Annotated in this window: 12 protein-coding genes; 3 read left to right on the forward strand and 9 right to left on the reverse strand. The window is 40.0% G+C overall.

From position 1 onward, the window contains the following. Position 1: 1 nt before the first annotated feature. The gene (locus AB3N61_RS16560; protein WP_020769225.1) at positions 2-2062 is read left to right on the forward strand and encodes an AsmA family protein; all 2061 of its coding nucleotides are present in this window, start codon (positions 2-4) and stop codon (positions 2060-2062) included. Here AB3N61_RS16560 and AB3N61_RS16565 read toward each other — a convergent pair whose 3' ends face one another. From AB3N61_RS16565 to AB3N61_RS16575, 3 genes are all read right to left on the reverse strand, one after another. Next, positions 2063-4033, reverse strand: coding sequence for an LTA synthase family protein (locus AB3N61_RS16565; RefSeq protein WP_367898127.1), 1971 nt, complete (start codon positions 4031-4033; stop codon positions 2063-2065). A gap of 80 nt (positions 4034-4113) precedes the next feature. Then, positions 4114-6024 (reverse strand): MutS family DNA mismatch repair protein, encoded by a 1911-nt coding sequence (locus AB3N61_RS16570; RefSeq protein WP_020769400.1) that lies wholly within the window; start codon positions 6022-6024, stop codon positions 4114-4116. Next, the gene (locus tag AB3N61_RS16575; protein WP_020769226.1) at positions 6021-6254 is read right to left on the reverse strand and encodes a hypothetical protein; all 234 of its coding nucleotides are present in this window, start codon (positions 6252-6254) and stop codon (positions 6021-6023) included. The genes AB3N61_RS16570 and AB3N61_RS16575 overlap by 4 nt, the downstream gene beginning before the upstream one ends. A gap of 165 nt (positions 6255-6419) precedes the next feature. On the opposite strand from AB3N61_RS16575, the gene AB3N61_RS16580 reads away from it, so the two are divergent. Beyond that, on the forward strand, positions 6420-6626 hold the full coding sequence (locus AB3N61_RS16580; protein ID WP_020769014.1) for a hypothetical protein: 207 nt from the start codon (positions 6420-6422) through the stop codon (positions 6624-6626). 146 nt (positions 6627-6772) lie between these two features. On the opposite strand, the gene AB3N61_RS16585 is transcribed toward AB3N61_RS16580, so the two are convergent. Beyond that, entirely contained in the window at positions 6773-8395 is a 1623-nt protein-coding gene (locus tag AB3N61_RS16585; RefSeq protein ID WP_367898128.1) for a caspase family protein, read from the reverse strand. Between the two features lie 309 nt (positions 8396-8704). Between AB3N61_RS16585 and AB3N61_RS16590 the strand changes: the two genes are divergently transcribed. Continuing rightward, positions 8705-9070 carry a hypothetical protein gene (locus tag AB3N61_RS16590; protein WP_036089342.1) on the forward strand — a complete coding sequence of 122 codons (366 nt, stop codon included), beginning with the start codon at positions 8705-8707 and terminating at the stop codon, positions 9068-9070. An 82-nt stretch (positions 9071-9152) separates the two neighbouring features. Here the strand turns inward: AB3N61_RS16590 and ilvC are convergent, their stop codons facing one another. From ilvC to AB3N61_RS16615, 5 genes are all read right to left on the reverse strand, one after another. Then, positions 9153-10154 carry a ketol-acid reductoisomerase gene (ilvC, locus tag AB3N61_RS16595; protein WP_020769171.1) on the reverse strand — a complete coding sequence of 334 codons (1002 nt, stop codon included), beginning with the start codon at positions 10152-10154 and terminating at the stop codon, positions 9153-9155. A 194-nt stretch (positions 10155-10348) separates the two neighbouring features. Beyond that, the gene (locus AB3N61_RS16600) at positions 10349-13120 is read right to left on the reverse strand and encodes a SpoIIE family protein phosphatase (protein WP_367898129.1); all 2772 of its coding nucleotides are present in this window, start codon (positions 13118-13120) and stop codon (positions 10349-10351) included. A gap of 82 nt (positions 13121-13202) precedes the next feature. After that, positions 13203-14771 (reverse strand): methyl-accepting chemotaxis protein, encoded by a 1569-nt coding sequence (locus AB3N61_RS16605; RefSeq protein WP_367899109.1) that lies wholly within the window; start codon positions 14769-14771, stop codon positions 13203-13205. Between the two features lie 243 nt (positions 14772-15014). Beyond that, complete coding sequence (locus tag AB3N61_RS16610) at positions 15015-16583, reverse strand: methyl-accepting chemotaxis protein (RefSeq protein ID WP_020769114.1); 1569 nt, start codon at positions 16581-16583, stop codon at positions 15015-15017. A gap of 172 nt (positions 16584-16755) precedes the next feature. Beyond that, positions 16756-19911 (reverse strand): SpoIIE family protein phosphatase, encoded by a 3156-nt coding sequence (locus tag AB3N61_RS16615; RefSeq protein ID WP_367898130.1) that lies wholly within the window; start codon positions 19909-19911, stop codon positions 16756-16758. Positions 19912-19913: the final 2 nt, after the last annotated feature.

The following is a 19913-nucleotide window of genomic DNA, read 5'->3' on the forward strand; positions in this document are numbered from 1 at the left end:
AATGCGTTCCTGGGATGTAATCAATCGATATTTAGAGGAAAATAAGATCCGGTATATTTCCGCGCTCGGATTTTTCATATTATTATTCGTACTGATCGTTTATATCCCTTTTATGCAAAGAAAGGATGTATATAAAGAATTCATACTAGATAGGCTTCGAAGCTCCACCGGCCTGGACATTAAGGTAGAAGGGTCGGACCTGTATCTTCTTCCATTTCCAGGGATCGAGCTGAATAAAATAGAGATCCGGAAAGATAATGTACTGATCGCGGTTAGTGATAAAGTAGATATAGATATTTCCTGGTTCGGTTTGATAAAAAGAATGATAGAGATCCGGGATATTTCCATCAACGGAGGATCCCTTCATTTAGAAAGAAGAAAAGATGGAACTTTTGATATAGTAGAATATTTGAATGGAAAGAAAAAAGAAGCCGAACAGAAAAGTAACGTAAAAGAACTTTTTGACGATGTAAATTCTCGAATCGGATTTTCTACTGAGGACTTTTTTGCAATCAGTTTAAAAAATATAGAAGTAGATAATTTTACGTTAGTATACAACGAACAAAGTCACGATAAAAAATATATAGTTTATTTCAAAAAGTCCCAAGTCTCCGTTTCTTTCTACGGAAAGGATGTGGATCTCCTCTTTCAAGGAAGAATAGACGATCAACCTATCGATCTGGAAATGACAGGAGGCCTGCAAAACTTTCCGGTGAATTGGGAAAAATTGCAGTTTAGCGCCGTCCTAAAAACCGAAGAACTTTCCCTTTCATTACTTAGAGAAGTATTTACAATCTTTCCTGCCGGTGATTTTTCTAAGACAAAAATTTCCGGAAGAACGGAAGTAGTAAAGGAAGAAGGTACTATATTCAAATTCAAAGTCCGGAATCAAGTTAAAGACCTTTCTTATAAGGGAGGACTTCCTTTCGGAAATATCAGATTGAATGTGGACTTTGATCTGGATCTCATCAATAAAAAGGTCGCATTTCCTTTTATAGAAGCCGTTTGGGAAGGAGTAGCAAAGGTTACCGCAAAAGGAAGCGTGAATTGGAAGAATAGGAGTTTAGGCCAGTTCGATATCAAAGCGGATTATGGAGATTATCATAATCTTTTAAAACTAGGAAAACTATTCCAAGTCAGGGAAGATCTTTTCGATCCCAATTCTCCTCCGGGTATTTTCTATTTTACCGGGGAATTGAATAATATTTTCGCATTCAAACATAGATTTGCCCAGATCAAAATAGAAGCGAAGTACGTGGATCCGCTACTTTCTATCCCGAATTTCCATGCTTATATCTATAACGGAGAGATATTAGGAAAAGCTAAAATATATCCGGATATACCTAAGATAGAAGTAGAAGGAGACGCGCATAGACTTCAGGTGGAAAAGGTTCTTCTTCCCTATCTGTCCGAAAAAATTATGGAAGGCGAACTTTCTAGCTGGTTTTCCTTTGAAACACAGATCAAAAATCATTCCCGGGACTCCATGACGGAACTTTTTGCAAACATGAAAGGTATAGGGAACATCACGATCAAAAATGGAGAGCTGGTCGGTTACGCAAACTTCATGGTTCCGGTCTTGAATACCTTAGGTAAAATTATCGCATTCAAAGGAGTAGATGGGCGAGAATTAAAATTCGTTACTCTTAAGTCCGATGTGAAAGTTGCAGGCAATGAAATGTACTTTCCCAATATGAAATTAGAGATTGAGAACAGTGGAATGGATGTGGACGGGAAAGGTACCGTAGGCTTCGATCAAAAAATTGATATGAGACTCCATCTTCGTCTCGGCGGAAAATTAATAGGAAAAGGACTACAGATCCCGATCATCTATACGGGAACTTTCGGAAAAAGTATACCTTACGTGGATCCGATCTGGCTCGGAAGTGTGTATACTGGTATGACACTCCTAGGGCCTTATCTTATTCCACTCGGTGGACCATATGCAGGTGGGGTCGCTGGATCCGTGATCGGAGAATATGTCAGAGATCTATGGGATGGTGTTACCGGTTTGTTTGGCGGTAGCAGTTCCGACTCGGACAAAAAACCAAAAGAGAAATAGTTAATACTCTTTTCTTTGCAATTCTTCTTTGGTTGGAAATACCAAATTCTGATTCATCAGCTCATGACTTAGATTCAAAAAGGCTCTGGCCTTATTAAAATGAGAATCGCAGATCTCAGGCTGCGTATCGCAAAGACTAACTTCTTCTCTCGGGCCTTTTGCGGAATATTTTAAGTTACGATTTCCATCCACGAAATGGATATAGAATAGATCCGACTCGATCCAACCGATCAAGTTTCCATAGGCAAAGTACGCAGATTCCGTCTTTTTGGGAGCAAGCAAATTTCTTCCCATAGCGGAGAAGTACGTTTCTTTTCCGACTAGACCCAGGATCGTAGGGATCACATCCAATTGAGAAGCGTCCCTATCGTCGATAGCAGGCAATATTCTTCCAGGAGAATATATTAAAAACGGAATATTCCTGTCTTCATAATAATCCAAATAACGGTGATGAGTATGGTCTGCTACGAAGATAAAGATCGTATTATCGAAATATTTTGATTTTTCCGCACGATCCATAAAATCCCGTAAAGCCCAGTCCGCATAATGATACACATTTAGATATTCAAAGTCTCTTTCATCTTCTTTAAAGATCCGGAACCTAGGATCTGGAGCACGATACGGGTAATGTGTGGATAAGGTTAGAGAAACTCCTAAAAAGGGGTTTTTGGATTCCGAAATTTTTTCATGCAATACCTGAAGCACATCCGCATCGTCATAACCCCAGGCTCCGATCTTGAATCGATCCAATTTAGCGATCTCTTTCTCGCCCATAACGGTATCGAATCCCCAATGAGGCATTAAAGTCGCTTTATTATCAAAACTTAAATCTCCACCGGTTACAAAGAACGTATCGTATCCCAAACCTTTGAAGATATTTCCGATCCCGGAAAAATTTCCCAAGACTTGGTGGGTACGGACCACAGTCAATCCGGGTCGATCCGGCAAACCGGTCAAGATAGACATCATACCGTTCGTAGTTCTTCCCCCTGAGGCAAAAAACCTGGTATAAAATCTTCCTTTTCTTAAGAGTTTATTAAAATTCGGAGTGAGTTCCTTTCCGAAAACTTTTCCGTCGCTGATCGGATCTATAAATTTTCCGGTCCAGTTTTCCAAAAGGATCAAAACGATATTCGGAGGTTTTCCGTTATTAGTTTGTTTTTGTTTTCTTAATAAAGGATATTTTTTTCCTACAAATTCCGCACCATCATAGGAAATCTCTTCCCGAACGATACGGACCGATTCCTTCGTTTCCAATTTCAGATAATTCGGAATGGATTGGCTTTTCAGATCCATGATAGAAGTGAACACACCATTCAACGCGATATTATTTACGAAAGAATGTCCGGAAACGATTGCATTACTCGCTCTTAAAGGAGTTTCCTGAACTCCTCCTCGGATCGCAAAAATAACGATTACTAAAACAACAAATGAAAGAATAGAATCCCTTTTCCAAGACTCTGGCTCGTGTTTGTACGGATTAAATTTTAAGAAAAGATAAGTGGATAAAGGTAAAAATACCAAAATTAAAAGAGAAGCAACGACAGCAAGAAATGGATTCTGTTCGAAGGCGGACTTTAAGATCACACCCATATCTTTTCCTAGAAATACGAAGCCCTCATAGCCGATATGTTTGTTCGCATTCTCGAAATAAACAATATCAGCGATCAAATGAGAAAGCATCCAAACGCTGATCAGGATCGGAAAGTAACCCCAAAAAAAATTAAAAAACTTAAAACGATTCAAATAGGGAAGACAGGAAAGAAAAGCGAACGGCCCCAAGATCATTCCGATCACTGAAATATCGAATCTTAGTCCTACCAAGATTGCCCATAATATATCTTTGGTTTCCGCACCTTTTAATCGATAGGAGTACACCCAAAGAAAAGCCGCTTTATAAAAAATTAGAATGAGAACAAAGTAGATGGCATATCCGCCGATCAATTTAAGATTGTTTGGTAAACGTTTCATCTTTTTCATTTGATTAGAATTTTAGAGAGTTTGTCGGCAAGACAAAAAAGAGAGACGTCGGTTACCAATCGAAGTCAAATTTAATCCAGATCCAAACCTTCTAATCTCAAAACTTCCAGAGCGTTGCTGGACTGGACTATACCTGATCTGATCTTATAATCGAAAGTCATTTTGCCGTTCTCTATTTCTTCTCTGAAATGAAACAAAGAAAGCTCGGGCAAGTCCGCCAATTCTAGATCATGGGTCGTAATAATCCCGAATACTCCGTACTGTCTTAACTTCTTCAGGATCCCTTTGCAGGCAATTGTCCTTTCTCTGGAATTCGTACCTTTTAAGATCTCGTCCAATAGAACTAATCTACCTTTGTCGGAATTTTTAATATCTTGTAATATTCTTCCTAAACGTCTGACTTCCGCATAAAAGAAAGAGATTCCTTCTTCTACAGAGTCTTCGTTACGTATACTGGAATGTACTTCTAAGATAGGAGTAATAAATTCGGATGCAGGAACCGGTCCGCCTGCCATCGCGAATATTCCCGAAATTCCTAGCGCCCTTAAGTATGTTGTTTTTCCCGACATATTCGATCCGGTTAAAAGAAGAAGTTTCCCCGGTTGCATAGGCTCCAGATCGTTCGGCACTCTCTTTTCATAGGGGATCAACGGATGAACAAGATCCTTCGCATAGATCGTCGTATTCGATTTTTCTAATTTAGGGAATGTAAACCCAGGCTCTATCCAACTCAAGTTTGTAAGCGGAAGTAGGGAATCCAACTCTGCGAGATCCGACATGGAAGCCTTTAAGGAAGTTCCATCCTGATTCCACCAAGATGAGTACCTTCTCCAGATCCAAAGATCGAAAAAAAATAAAATATTCAATAAGGCATGAGCGAGAGGAGATTGGGTATAAGCCGCTAGGTTTGAAATTTTCAGGAATGTTTTCCAAGAATCTTTTAATTCTTTCTTCTTCCAATTGGAAAGAAAAACTTCTCCTTTTGTTCCGGTAAGATTCGAAGACCGAATATAGAGCAGAAGTTTTCCTAATTCCTCTAATGTTTCGGAGTCTTCCGCAATGGGTTGTAACATTTTTAAGGATCTATTTCTATAAGATCCGAAAAATGCGGAATGTAGAATGAAGATCCCGAATCCCCAGGTTTGCCCGAATAGAAAACTTCCCAATACTAAAAGCCAAATAAGAACTAACCAAAAAGGAAATAAAACTCTAAACACTCCAGCCATTTTTCCAAAGGAGGATTTCCAAAAAGCGTTCGGCTCTTCTTCAAATAAATTAAAGGGAAAATCTATCTTATTCTTTTCTGAACGTTCCGGCTGTAAGTTCCCGATCTTCGGAATATAAGAGGGAAGTTTTTCTTCTTCTCCTTCTCTTCTCGCCGGAAAAGAAGCCTCGTACAACCTAAATTGTCTGAGTAACTTTTGTACGACCCTACTTTTTTTGGAAAGCCCATATACTGCGTTTTGTCTTGCAATCACATTGGATTCATCGGGAGTTTCCAAAAAGTATCCTAAAAATCTGGAAGTTCCTTTCTGGATAACAGTGGTGTCTATTCTAGAAAAAATCCCCTTTTCCCCCAAAAAATCCAGATCTTTCGTCCAAGCGGGAAGTCCTGTCTCTAATACAAGATTTTTATAATATTCTCTCTTGGCCTTGGGATAACGTTTCCCATCCAACTCGATCCTGGAAATCTGAGCCGTTAGGAATTCGGACCAGACATGTAATCTTCGGATCTTCTCCCTTCTCTTTTGGTATGTAGATAATAAACGATAGAAGATCGCTAAGATAAGAATAGAAGGTAAATAATACAGATCGGATACTGTACGGAAAAGATAAACTCCGACAACCCAGGCGATAAAGAATAAGAAGGAAAGTATCCGGAAAGTGGATAATAAGGAAAGAGCGGATTCTTCCTTTTGAATGATCTTGCCCAGACGGGAAATTTCGGATCCAAGTCGACGGACCCTATTCAGGGGGTTCATACCGCTATAGTAACGTTCTCGTAGTTTTCGGTCTCTCTTTTGTATATTTCATGGTCCAAAAGACGAACCAGGGAACCGACGTCTTGCATCAACCATCTGGAGACCATTTTACCTCTATCGCGGCCCAAAAATTTGTCTACGTAGACGTAGCCGAATAGATCCGTTCCGTACTCATAAACGACGAATCTACCCGATCTTTTGCCGGTCCTATTTTCCAGACGGATCTGCATTTTTACCGAATTTACTCCGTACTTTCTTTTAGTACAAGAAAAAAAATATCTCAAGTATTTTCACAATGTCCCGAAGTACAGTTTGGGAGAAAGCTTCCTTTCCAAGGACGGAAAAGCCGGAACTTTCTCCCTTTTTTCCCGAATGGGGTCGCACGGAGGCGATTTATGATATATCCCGAAATGGATCCGGATCTACGGAGTTCCTTCGCAAAAATCGGAAAAACCTTTGCCAATCTTACAAACGATACCGCTTTACCGGAATTCGGTCTAAAAGCGGGAAATTTGTTGGATAGAAAACAAATGAAAATTTTAGTCGAAATCCGTAAAAGAAGGATCAATTCCAAACAATGGAATAGTTTCCAAAAAGATTAAAACCCAAACCAGGAACAAAAAAAGCCCCTCGATTTCCCGAGAGGCTTCCTGAGACCTAAGAACCTGTCTTCACATTCTTGAAGCCCGAAATTATATACTAAATTTATAGCCGAAATATTTGAACGGACTATAAATATTCAAATTTCTTAATATTTGGTTTTGGTAGAAGGAAGTTTTACGTTCAGGATAATATCCACTTCAGTTACTTCTCCTTCTCTTACCTTAATATCCGCATTATTCAAATTCAGATCTTCCGCGAATGTAGCTTTGATCTCGTACTCCCCCGGTTTCAGGTTTGTAAACCAGAAGTTACCGTTTTGATCGGTATTCAATTTTTGGATACCGGTCACGCTTGTGATCGTAGGCATGAAGATCGGTTGATTGATCACAGGATTATCCAAGGTTCTGTAGAATACTTTTCCTCGGATCGCGCCATAGCCGGTCATAGAGGTTACCACTTCCAGATCGTTTCTCTTATTAGGAAGGACAGCCTGGGTTTTTTGAATTTCCGGATAATCGTCCGCTTGAATGGTCACCTTATGAACTCCGGCAGGTACACCTTTGACTGTTAAGGTATAAGTTGCACCTGGTGTCAGTTTTCCCATTCTCTTAGTCGCGCCCCAATAATTGGAAGATTCGGTAGTGATGGTTTTATCCACTTCCTTATCATCGATAAGTACTCTAATAGACCGATTTCCCACTCTCTTCTTACCGGAAGTCAAACGGATCTCCGGAGGAAGATCGGAAACAGCATAAGCTCTGTCTTGGATGATCGTGGTTTTGATCACAAGATCACCTTTCAGATTTGTAGGAACAACCGGAGGTTCTTCGTTAGTGACAACGGGAGTTTCAGGCTCAGGTTTAGGAGGTTGTACATCCGGAACCGGAGTCGGATTTACGGGAGGTTTAACCGGCTCAACAGGTTTTGGAGGTTCGGGCTTTTTTTCTCCGGCTAAGAAGATACCGGACGCGTTACCCGAAATCTGAGGCACCTGTTCGTGATCGTACTTTTTAGCCATATTCACCGTTTCGTCTTTAGAAGCGAAGAATGCTTCGAGTGCGGTGATCACGTTGTCCTGGTTTAAATCCCCCTTAGAGAGAGCCTTTCCGAAATTGTACGTAAAGATCCCGTGATTGATCGTTCCACCGACTTCGATTGCAGTTTGATTATCATCCGCACTGGAAATAATCGCCTTATCTTGGAAGAAAAAATCCTGAGAGTCTTGTTTGACTGTTCCATCACTACCTTCCGGGATCGGAACATTGGCAGATCCTCTGGTTGCCTTTCCCTTTTTAGCGATCCCGCCGGAGAAGCAGCAGTCGAAAACGAAAACCGTTTTAGGAGATTTGATCCCTTCTAAATAATCGTTCAATTCGTCGTCGGAAAGGTGAGGCCTATCATAACAAATGATCAGGTTTCTCATTCCGTTCTTTGCTTTTTCATCTCTTTGAAAAGCACCGTGACCGGAGAAATAAAGAAAAACCGTATCGTCCGCTTTTGCTTTGGAAGCAAGAGCCTTAATTTCTTTCTGAATATTGTCTTTGGTTACGTCCTTACCTAAAACAATTTTAATTTCATCGAATTTTCCTACACGTTTGATCTCATCGTGTAGATATTTGGCATCCGCCTCGCAAAGATTTAATTCCGGAATTCCGGCTTTGTTTCCTTTATAGTTGGATCCGAAGATAAGGCCTAACCTTTTCTGTGCGAACACATCGGTGGAAAACAAAAAGAGGGAAATTCCGATTATGGAAATTAAGGATTTCAATCAGAGCCTCCTGGCTTGGGTGTCTCAAAATAGCAAAAAGCTAGGCTTTGTCATTATTTTTTTGCCCTAAGGATAGATACCTTCTAAGAGCAATTGCCGGACGTAAGACCCGGGTTTTTTCGATTTTTTTTCCAAACTTTGGCTGATTTTAGGGGCTCAGGCAAGAAATTTCCAACGTATTCTGCCAAAAATTCGCTGCTATTTGGGACAATATGAAATTCCTTCATCCCATAAGGTTCATTCTAAATGATTCAGGTCAAAATAGATAAATTTGATCTCCTATTTTTGTCTAATACCCGAGGTATTAAGGTGCGAAAGATTCTTTTTTATTTGATGGTTGCATTTTATCTATTAGCAGGGTCGGCTCATTTTATTATCCCGGAATTTTATTACGGAATGATGCCCCCATATATACCTTATCATTATGAGGTGAATATATTGGCGGGAGTCAGCGAAATTTTACTCGCTCTAGCCTTACTACCTAAATCAACCAGAGTGTTCGCCGCCTGGGGAATTATCTTACTATTGATCGCGGTTTTTCCTGCGAACATCCAAATGAGCTTGAACGCTTACGAATCAAAAGACCCCAAATTTCTTTTAACATTGATTCGACTACCATTCCAAATATTATTCCTTGCCTGGGCATGGATGTTTACTAAGAAGGATCCCGCTTAATTGGATCACAAAGATCGTTTAGTAATAAAAAAAAGGCCGGAAAAAGTCCGGCCTTTTTTTATCCAAGTTTATTAGAATTTTATCATTTACTCAGCCATTTCATCATGCTGCGTAATTTTTTACCAACATCCTCGATCGGATGACCTGCGTTTTTCTCTCTCATCTTATTGAATTCAGGATAGCCTGCTTTAGTTTCCGCGATCCAAGCTTTTGCAAACTTAGAACCGTTCGCTTTTTGGATATCCGCAAGAACATCTTTCATGCGGGCTTTAACACCCGCATCGATGATACGAGGTCCGGAAACATAGTCTCCGTATTCCGCAGTTCCGGAAATGGAATAACGCATACGAGCTAAACCACCTTCGTAGATCAAGTCGGTAATCAGTTTAACTTCATGTAAACATTCGAAATAAGCGATCTCAGGATCGTACCCCGCTTCGGTTAGAGTTTCGAATCCCGCCATGATCAAGTTGGAAAGACCACCGCAGAGAACTACTTGTTCTCCGAAAAGATCCGTTTCAGTCTCTTCTCTGAAAGAAGTTTCTAAGATCCCTGCTCTTCCGCCACCGACTCCCGCTGCGTGAGCAAGCGCTCTTTGTTTCGCAGTTCCGGTTGCATCTTGGTTTACGGCGATCAAACAAGGAACTCCGCCGCCTTCTACATACACTCTGCGAACTAAGTGTCCCGGTCCTTTTGGAGCCACCATGTAAACGTCTACGGTTTTAGGAGGTTGGATGAATTCGAAATGGATATTAAATCCATGAGAGAAAACTAATGCGTCTCCGTCTTTCAGATTCGGCTCGATATCCGCTTTATAAATATCAGCTTGGATCTCGTCCGGAGCTAGAATTTGGATAATGTCCGCTTTTTTAGCGGCTTCGGAAACAGAGAATACTTCGAAACCGGCTTCTTCGGCTTCTTTTTTGGATTTGGATCCTTCCTTGAGACCGATGATAACTTTCAGCCCGGAATCTTTCATGTTCTGAGCTTGTGCGTGACCTTGGCTTCCGTATCCGATTACGGCGATGGTCTTTCCTTTTAATACGGAAAGATCCGTATCTTTATCGTAATATAAATTAGCCATTGTGGTACCTCGAATTCTACCTTTGACCTTTAGATACCCTGCGATTTGGAATGAGACTTAATGCCAAAGGCTTGATCTCGAATTTTTGGAGTTCCTGATTATGGCAGGCTATGGAAACGGGAGTCGAACCGGTTTCTAAAGGGTCTTTTTTACAAAACATTGTGAAATGGCCGATTCCACAATCTAAATTTGTTTTAGTAGCCCTTCGATTTCAAGAGTTCGTCCAGCTTTCTGACTCCTGGACTCTCCGCATCTATCGACCATGCAACTTCCAGGACGGAACGAGCCTCGCTAAAACGGCCCAATAGTCTATAATTATCCGTAAGATTGATTAGGTTTGCAAGACGATGAGGTTGGGAACTGCGAACCTTCTCCGCTGCAGAGCTCGACTTTGTATATTCTTTTAAATGTTTATAACATACCGAAAGTAGAAACCAGATATTCGGAGAATCTGAATCAAATTCTAAATATTTTTCGAACCAGCGAGAAGAAGGATCATACTCCTTTCTATCATAATATACTTGACCTAATAATCTTGCGGCCGCTTTGAAAGATGGAACGGACTGTAACGCTTCCTCCAATAATACGACTGCTGTACCTATTTCCCTTTGTTGTAATAATGCCTTGGCTTCCGTGTACTTTCTTAGTACCGATTCCGGGATGCTAGTTTTGGATTCCGTAATATTCGATGAAAGTTTTTCGTGAAATCCGATCCGTATCAAAGAAAGGTCGTCGGATAACGCACCCAAACTATGGATACGATCCACTATACTATCCAGGTCTCCCTTGGATCCTTCCACGGTTTTGAGAAACACATTCTCATCGGAGTTCATTGTCCAATTCACCCCGTCTTCCGTTACATTGATATCGTCTCTTCCATCCGAACCAACATAAAGAATGTCTCCTGGCTTCAGATCGAATTCCAAAATCCGAAAACTCATTTCGGAAGGAGAACCTAGTTTACGTAAAGTTAATTCTCTTTCTAAAAAAGAAGCTTTGCCGTCTCGGAGAAGTACTGCCCAAGGATGTTCGGCATTAAAATAATACATTTTTCCGGTACTTTCGTTGATTAGGCCGAGAATTGCCGAAGCCATCATAACTCCGTCGAATGTCCTGAAGATATCATCCAACTCACGGTAAGCCTCTCTCACCCAATCTTCCGGAGAAATATTCAGGACCTTTCCTTGACTTGCGGATCTGGCCATAATATTGTTCATAGCTGTCCCGAGCACAATGGCCCCTCCCGCTCCTTGCATGGATTTTCCCATAGCATCCCCGTTTAGAAAAACGGACCATCTTTCTTTTTCAGAGCCGAATAAGAGATTTCCGCTGATACAAATATCTCCTCCTATTTCCGATTCTTTATTCTTAAATACGAATTTTTTCTTTTGTTCAATATAGAAGTTAGTCGTAACCAAAGACGATCTGTTCCAATTCGTCATCAAAGGTTTGCTTAAGAGAGACGTTAAAAAATAATCTCCATCCTGCTGTACCTTAAGCGATTGGATCTCTTCCATTTTTTCGGTAACTTCTTTTGTACGAGCGTCCACCTTTTCTTCCAAGGTGTCTGCGTATTCTTCTAACTTGGTCCTTCCTTCTAAAATACTCCCCACCATCTTATTAAAAGATTCGGATAGATAACCGATCTCATCTTGCACAAGCACAGGAATGCGGATCGTAAGATTTCCTAAATTTACTTCTCCAACTCCTCGGATCAAAGTATTTAAAGGACGTACTAAACTCCGATTAAAGAAGAATGGAAAGAGAACTAAGATCACGAATACAAGAGAAAGAGTTAATAGCACTAGCCAGCTATTCGTTTCATCCAAAAACTTTCTGTAATGTAGATACGGAAAAGCGACCAGAAGAGTTCTTTCTCCCACTTCATCTCTCAAATAATAAGAATAAAACAGATCGTTTGGAGAAGGTACGTAATTCTCTAAACTTGATTTAGGTACGTTCGTAGTTGGAGTTCTTTTTTGGAAATTTCCGGACTTTCTATTTTCTAAAATTTCCTTTTGCGCCAAATTTAAATTCGGCTCAATTCCGGGGGATTTTATCAAAACCTTCGGTTTAGTGGAAGAATCTCCTAAAGAAACCGCATACGCGATCGAAGAACCCTCGGATTTGCCTGTATTCAGAAAAGTTTGTGCTTCCTTTATACTGATCTCATCGAATAAGGACTCATTTTTTAGATTTACTACGGTTGAAAATGCCTGAGCAAAGACCAAACAGGTCGCCACGGTAATTCCAATGATCTTGGTCATAAAAGAAGTTTTATCAACTGTATTATTAATAAATAATATAGTTAGGGTAAAATAACCCAAGATCATAAAACCCACGTACAATTGCTGGAAAGCGTTAAAAGTGATCACACCTTCCCTAAACAAAAGATTAGAAACTACAGGGACCAAGTAAGTAAGGTCCATCCCCAAAGACATTTGTATTAAAGCCTTTCTTTCTTCCTTATTTGCTCTGATAATTTTCCGGACCTGAATAAAGATCATGACCAAAAGAAATACAAGAAGGGATATCGCTAAAAGGTTACCCACCTTCTGCTGGTAGTTATAGATCTGCCCTTCAAAATGGAATAAAGGCTTATTAGTAAAGATCTGAAAGTAAGAATAAGAGATCGTAATTGCGGAGATCCCAAGTAGAGATCCGATCACATACTTTGCTTCTTTTGGATGATCGTTCCTAGGATATAAATACGCGAAAATACAAAGAAAAATCGTACCGAATGCCGCTGCAGGACCGGTGACTATCCGATGATAAGCCGCTTCCGGATAGGGAAAGATCGCTGAGAAAAAAAATCCGAAATTAATCAAAAAAACGAAAAGAAAGAGATAAGAGAACGCACTTGTATAATTCGCCTTCTTCTTTAACGCAGCTAAAAAGGCAAAAATGATAAAAGTAAAAATGGAACAGATGAGCGAAGAGATCGCCCATGAGTTAAAGTAAACCATGGAGCGACTTTTCTAATCTCTAGTGTTTAGAATTCAAGGTTTTTCTAAGTAAACTAGTTCGGATTTTTTATTTGAAGTACGACTAACTTTTTGAAGCCAATGTTTGCGCTTCGGTTTCCAAAATTTTGATGGTTTCTGCCAACATTTCGCTCTTTCTTAACAAAGAATCCATTGAACTTTGTAAAGAAGAAACCGACGTCATGATCGCATTTGCTCCTAAAGTCTGCTCTTTGGAAGCGGATTCAATATCGGAAGATAAATTTCTTAAAACTGAAAGACTGTTCAAAAAACGTTCGTTCACTATTTTCTGTTCGCCCAATAGTTGATTCAGTTGTTTAAAACTATCTAAAAAGTTTGTGAACAAAGTATCTTGCTCCTTCACTTTTTCATTTGCTGTATGAGCGGATTTTTGTCCGACTTGCACGTATTTAGTACTTTCGTTTATTATTTTAGAAATACGATCCGCATTCTCGGAGCTACTCTCCGCAAGTTTGGAAACTTCCGTTGCAACTACTGCAAATCCTCTTCCTGCAGCGCCGGCTCTAGCGGCTTCAATCGATGCGTTTAAAGATAAAAGGTTGGTTCTATCTGCAACGTCAGACATGATCTGATTCACCTCTCCCACGGAACGGAAAGAACTACCTAAAGATTCTAAAGAAGTTCTGAGCCCATCTACAAATTCGCTGACCGCTTTTCCCGCTTCCAATACTATATCCATATTACGATTCAAATCATTGGAATGTCCGGAAATCCGATCGATCAAAGTATTGAGGTTTCTACTTTCTCCCAGTAAACCTTCAATTTTTGAAAATTGGTCTTTTACAGTTTCTGCGGACTGTTCTGTTTGTGCCATAAATTCTTCCATGGTAGAACTGATCTCTTCGAAAGAAGCGGCATGATTGCTGATTACTTCCGAAAAATCATCCGAGAACTCTTTTAACTTTTTCGAATTCTCTCTCAATGAAACTGCAGATTCGGTCATTCTGATCCTGCCGTGTTCTAAGTCCGCCTTGGACTTTTCGATAGCTTGGGATTTTTCCTCTTCTACATTCTTTAGCTGAAGAAAGATTTTAATTACCGCAACCACAATGAATGCCGTGGTCAACAAGAACAACATTTTGGTAATCTGTTCAGACATAGCTGCATAACCGGGGGTGATGGAAGTTATGCTGTCTTCGGTAAAAATAACCCCTGTATTTGCCGCATTCACTGTTACCAAAGTCTGGCAGAAGATAGTTAAAAGTCCGATCAAATATACGAATCTGGGCGAAAGCAACAGTCCAGCATAAACAATATAAATAACGTTAATCGTATAAAGCACAACTTGTTTGATAATATTCGAGGCAAGCTTCGAATCTTCGGTAGTCGCTCCGATCATGACCAAACAGAGAACGACCACATCGGTTATTATGAAAACTTTTCCTAAAAAAGGAGATACTCCGCTCCCAAACCTATTTTTGAGGAATGAGTAGGTGACATACATCACCATAATAGAAGTCCCGAGAATATAAAGGGAGTTTTGGAATAGGGTACTTCTTTTGTATCCCATTGCGATGGATGCAAAATAAAGCAATGTCAGACCGAATCGGATCCTATTGATCGTAATCGGACCTTGAGCGAGAATTTTTTCCGTTTCGGAACGTATCGCCATATTAGAAAAACCCGCCTTAGGTATATTTTTATTACCTAATATCCAAGACGGCAAAAGGAAGAATAAATCGATCCTTTTTCGAAATTTATTCATGGAAAATTTATTGCAAAAGAAAGTTAACGCAATGGTTTAAAAAACCTGAAACGAATTCCGATAGTTTATCCGATATAAGGGGCCTGTCCCAGGCTCCTGAAGCCTGTGCCTAGTATGGATCGATGGAATAGGTCTTGGACGGACTATGAATCAATTTTCCTTCGCGAGAAGTTCTGCTTCTTCTTCCAAAACTTTGATTGTGTCCGATAAAAGTTCGCTTTTTCTTAATAAAGAATCCATTGAACTTTGTAATTCCGAGATAGCACCCATGATCATAGAGGCTCCCGTATTCTGTTCATTGGATGAAGTCTCGATCCCCGCAGAAAGTTTTCGTAATTCGGATAAACTAAACAGAAATTCGTCGTTTATTTTGATCTGATTTTCCAATAGTCCATTCAACTCGTTGAATCTTTCCAAAAACGTAGTAAATTGATTTTCCTGATCTCTTACTTTTTCGGAAGTTACGGAAGCGGTATTTCTTCCGTTAGCCACGTAATTATTGGATTCTCTGATGATCTTCGAGATCCTAGCTGCATTTTGACCGCTACTTTCCGCAAGTTTGGAAACTTCCGTTGCAACCACTGCGAAACCTCTTCCTGCAACTCCCGCTCTTGCTGCTTCTATGGAAGCATTCAAAGAAAGTAAATTAGTACGATCCGCTACTTCGGCCATAATGTCCGTAACTTCGCCTACGGATCGAAACGATTCCCCCAAAGATTCCAAAGATTCGGAAAGTCCGGAAACGAATTTTGTCACTTCCTTACTTGTGTTCTGAACCGAGTAAATACGCTCATTCAATTCGGAAGAATAATCAGCGATCTTATCGATTAAGGTCCTCAAACTTTGGCTTTTGTTTACTAGTTGTTCGATTCTTCCGAATTGATCCTTTACTGTCGCAGCTGCGCTTTCAATTTGAGATAAAAACTGGCTGAGAGTACTTCCGATCTCGTCAAACGAAGCGGCATGATTGTTGATCACATCAAAAAACTCGTCGGAAAAATTCCGTAAAGATCTGGATTTTTCCCGTAAAGAAACGGCTGCAGAATCCATTTTTCCCTTACTTTTTCTTAATTCGTTTCCGGATATTAAGATCGTCGTTAATTTTTCCTCTTCCGCACTACGCAAAAGTGAGAATATGTTGATCACACTTTTCACTATGAAGGAGATCACGATAAGAAAGATCAATTTGAGTACCTGTTCGGAGATAGAAGCAAATCCGGGAGAAAGAACTTCCAAAGGTTCTTCCGAAAACACAACACCATGAAGATAACAATTCAATATCACGATCCCTTGACAGACTGCGGATACGAATCCGGTTAAAATCACGAATCTAGGACTAAGAAGTAATCCGGAATATACGATAAATATTACGTTAATTGCATATAATATGATCTGCCGTATAATCCCGGAAGACATGTTTTTTTCGGTGGATGCCGCAAAGAACATCACACATCCGAGAATTATTATATCGGAAATAACGGAGAACATTCCGATCCGTTTCGGGATAGTTCCCTTTTTAAAGGAATAAAACAGATTTATAGCGGAAACAATCCCCATCGCGATCGTCCCACCCAAGTAAGCCATATTCTGTTCGAAAGTGCTTTGCTCCCAAGAAGCCGCTAGGGAGGCTAAAAATAGAAAAACCAGGCCGATCCTGATCCTACCGATAGTTAGAGGACCTAAAGCCGCTATTTTTTCCGTGGTTCGTTCGTTGTCCATTAACGACCTCCGAAGCATATTATGGTTTTATAGAATGAATACCCTAAGTTCAAATGGAAGCCTGAGAGAATCGATACATTTTTTATAAAGCGAGCAAAAACTCACATTTACATTTTACGTTCAGGGATCAGCTGAAGAAAAAGCCTGCAAAGATCCGAGCAAAACGCAAAAATTACACGTCTTTCGGATTCCAATTTTTTCGAAGAACATCCCGAATCCGAAGTACTGCCTCGTTTTCAGGCTCCAAATGTAAAGCGGATTGAACCATATACATCGCCCGTTCATAATTTTTTAAAGCGATATACACCTGAGCCAGATTCATTAGATTTTTAAAATGGTTTGGTTCTCTCAGCCTTAACCTCTCCCCAAAGTCCAAGGCTTTTTTTAATTGGCCGGCTTTCCTTGCAGAGAAGGAAGCAACATACAAAATTTCCTTATCTACAGGTTTGATATTCAGATAGTCTTCCGCGTAACGTGCGGCTTTAGGATAATCTTTAAGTTTTAAGAATAATTTTACGAAATTTTTCTTCACTTCAGGAATGCGGCTGTCCAGGTTTTCCGCTTCTTGCAAATAAGTAATCGCTTCCGCAACATCTTTGTTTTGAGAAGTTTCTTTGGCTCTATGAAGTAACTCTTTTATCCTTTGTTTCTGTTCGTCGTGAATTTTTTGTTCAGAATCATCTTCTTTAAAAGAAAGTCGGATCAAAGAAAGGTCATCCGTAAGAGGACCTTTTCCAATGATTGAATTATAGATACCGTTTAAATCTCCTTTACCTTCTTCCACAATTCTGAGGAAAAGTTTCTCGTCGTCATTGATAATCCTTCCCCCGTCCTCGTCGGTTCCGATAAGAATATCATCCCTGCCGTCTGAGCCTGCAATGATCACGTCCCCGGGCTCCAATTGGAATGTTTTAATATATATACGACCTTCCATTCCGGTGGTTCCCAGTTTTCGGAACATCAGATCGTCTTCTATAAAACTTGCAATCCCGTCTCTATACAATACCGTCCAAGGATGTTCTGCATTAATATAATATAAAATACCGACTTCGTCGTCTACGAGTCCCATTACCGAAGAAACCAACATGGAACCGTCAAAACTCTCAAAGACTTTATGTAACTCCGTAAATGCGTTTTTCAACCAACGTTCCGGAGACTGTATTTTCATATTATCAACGAGCCTGGTCCTTTCTATGATCGATTCAAAAACGGATCCCAATACCAATGCTCCGCCTGCTCCTTGCATGGATTTTCCCATCGCATCCGCATTCAAAAACACCGTATATGATCTACCTTTCAATTCTATATGATTGGAGATATTTAAGTCCCCACCGATCTCGTCATGATATCTTCTGAAAGTGAATTTTTTCTTTTGTTCGAGTAAAAAATCCACCTTTACGTTTTCATGAATCGCTTTATTTGCGCCTAGCGGTTTGATCAAAAGAGAAGTTAAAAAATAGTCCCCGTCCTGTTGCTGTTTGAGTTCTTGGACTTCTCCCAAGGTTTGTTCCAATTCCTTGGTTCTTTCCTTTACTTTTTCCTCTAGCTCGTTGGCATACTGCTCCAACCTTTTGCGAGCCGCTTGGATGGACCTTGCCATTCTATTAAAAGATCTAGCGATAAATCCGATCTCGTCTTCTACTCTCGGTTCTAGTCTATAATCCAAGTTTCCGGAATTGACCTCAGTTAAACCGACTACAACCTCATCCATAGGTTTGATAAGAGCATTTTGAAAGAAGAATCGAAATCCAAGACTGATCACCAAAACGATCGCAAGTAAACATACGACCAGGATCAAGGCAGGTTCATGTATGAATGTACGAAAGGATTTGTAAGTGAATCCAACTTCGTAAACATTTCCGTTTGCAGGATGAACAACCAAGTACGAAACATAATACTGAGGTTTCTCATCTCCTACTTTATAATATTTCGTTCCTCTATAAATCCTTTCTCCCACTTCTCGGATCGGAGTTAATGGAAGAAGGACCGTTTTATCCAGATCCGAAGCCGATATATCCGCCTCAAGATCCGCCTCGGCCTTACCTTTCACATTTTCTAATATTGCTGAAAGGCCTACTTCTTCCGATTTTAAAAGTTTATAAATAGCAGGGGCATCCGATTTGGAAGGTAGGTGAGAATACTTGCTTCTTACTACTTTAAGTTTTTTATTGAGAAGTCTGAAAAATTCACGTATATCTTCGTCGGAGACAGGTTCACTTCCCTTAGATCCTAAAAATTGTTTTAGTCCTTCTTTATATGCATAAAATTCTTTGGGGGAATTTTCCAAAATTGTATTGGATCTTTCCCATCTTGTTTCGGCCGGAAGAGTACCTAAATTTGTAAGATTTTTCGCGATATAAAAGAAACGGATCTCTAATTTATCTTCCGAATCGAATCTTGGATCCTTAAATCCCCGTTCTGTTCGAAAACGATCTTCGTTCGGATCAAAAGAAGTCAAATATGCGAATCCTTGCGGCGTTTCTCCCTGTAAAACGACCAGTTTAGCTTCTTCTTTTTTGATCAGATCGAAAGAAGAATCATAACCGTTTAATATGGCAAATCCCACTAGCTGGAATGCGAGAAGGAAAGTCGCCATACTCACTCCTACAATCCTGCTTAAGATCGTGGTCCTTTCCTTGGTAGCGTTCACATAAACGATGAGTATTAAAAATAATCCTGCAACAAGAAGAATGTCTGCTGTTTGTTGGTACACCGCTCTAGAGACGGTTCCTTCTCTACTTAAAGCATTAGTAATGCCGGGCAGAAGTGTAATGGTAAGATATGCGACAGTTATGTAGATAACGGATCTTCGTTCGGCTCCCTTCTCTACGATTGCTCTCCAGACCGCTGCGATCAAAAAGATGAAGTTATAAAGAAAAACAATAAGTGAGAAAATTTTATAGAAAAGATGGGTTTCGAAATCCCAATAATGGCTACCCATCACGAAACTTCGAGTAGACTTTAAGGAAAGAATAATATAAAAGATCGCTAAAGTTATAACGCCCGCATACAAAACCGCATATAAAGCCAGCCCTAACTTTTCCTTTTTAGGAGTCGGGAAATAGAAGAAGAAGATAAAAAGCTGAGTATAACCCACCATCGGAAATGGGATCACTATCCATCTGTGAAAGATGGTCCATTCTTCCGGAGAACAAAACGCAACCAAATATCCGAAATGAAAGATGGTAGTAGATAAACTCGAAAGACCTAAATGAAACGCCGCCTTACTTCTGTCCTTGATTGTCAGAAAGAAAAAGGAAACATACAATGAGAATAAAGAAGCGAGTAAGGATCCGAAAAAATAGAAATTAAAATAAAAAGGGTCCATAA

Origin of the sequence: Leptospira sp. WS58.C1 (assembly GCF_040833995.1) — a bacterium.
In the GTDB taxonomy this organism is placed as follows: domain Bacteria; phylum Spirochaetota; class Leptospiria; order Leptospirales; family Leptospiraceae; genus Leptospira_B; species Leptospira_B cinconiae.

Coding starts and splice junctions, on each gene's coding strand:
- AB3N61_RS16580 (WP_020769014.1), top strand. CDS start 6,420: ATGATATATCCCGAAATGGATCCGGATCTACGGAGTTCCTTCGCAAAA.
- AB3N61_RS16570 (WP_020769400.1), bottom strand. CDS start 6,024: ATGAACCCCCTGAATAGGGTCCGTCGACTTGGATCCGAAATTTCCCGT.
- AB3N61_RS16615 (WP_367898130.1), bottom strand. CDS start 19,911: ATGGACCCTTTTTATTTTAATTTCTATTTTTTCGGATCCTTACTCGCT.
- AB3N61_RS16565 (WP_367898127.1), bottom strand. CDS start 4,033: ATGAAACGTTTACCAAACAATCTTAAATTGATCGGCGGATATGCCATC.
- ilvC (WP_020769171.1), bottom strand. CDS start 10,154: ATGGCTAATTTATATTACGATAAAGATACGGATCTTTCCGTATTAAAA.
- AB3N61_RS16610 (WP_020769114.1), bottom strand. CDS start 16,583: ATGGACAACGAACGAACCACGGAAAAAATAGCGGCTTTAGGTCCTCTA.
- AB3N61_RS16605 (WP_367899109.1), bottom strand. CDS start 14,771: ATGGCGATACGTTCCGAAACGGAAAAAATTCTCGCTCAAGGTCCGATT.
- AB3N61_RS16575 (WP_020769226.1), bottom strand. CDS start 6,254: ATGCAGATCCGTCTGGAAAATAGGACCGGCAAAAGATCGGGTAGATTC.
- AB3N61_RS16600 (WP_367898129.1), bottom strand. CDS start 13,120: ATGGTTTACTTTAACTCATGGGCGATCTCTTCGCTCATCTGTTCCATT.
- AB3N61_RS16560 (WP_020769225.1), top strand. CDS start 2: ATGCGTTCCTGGGATGTAATCAATCGATATTTAGAGGAAAATAAGATC.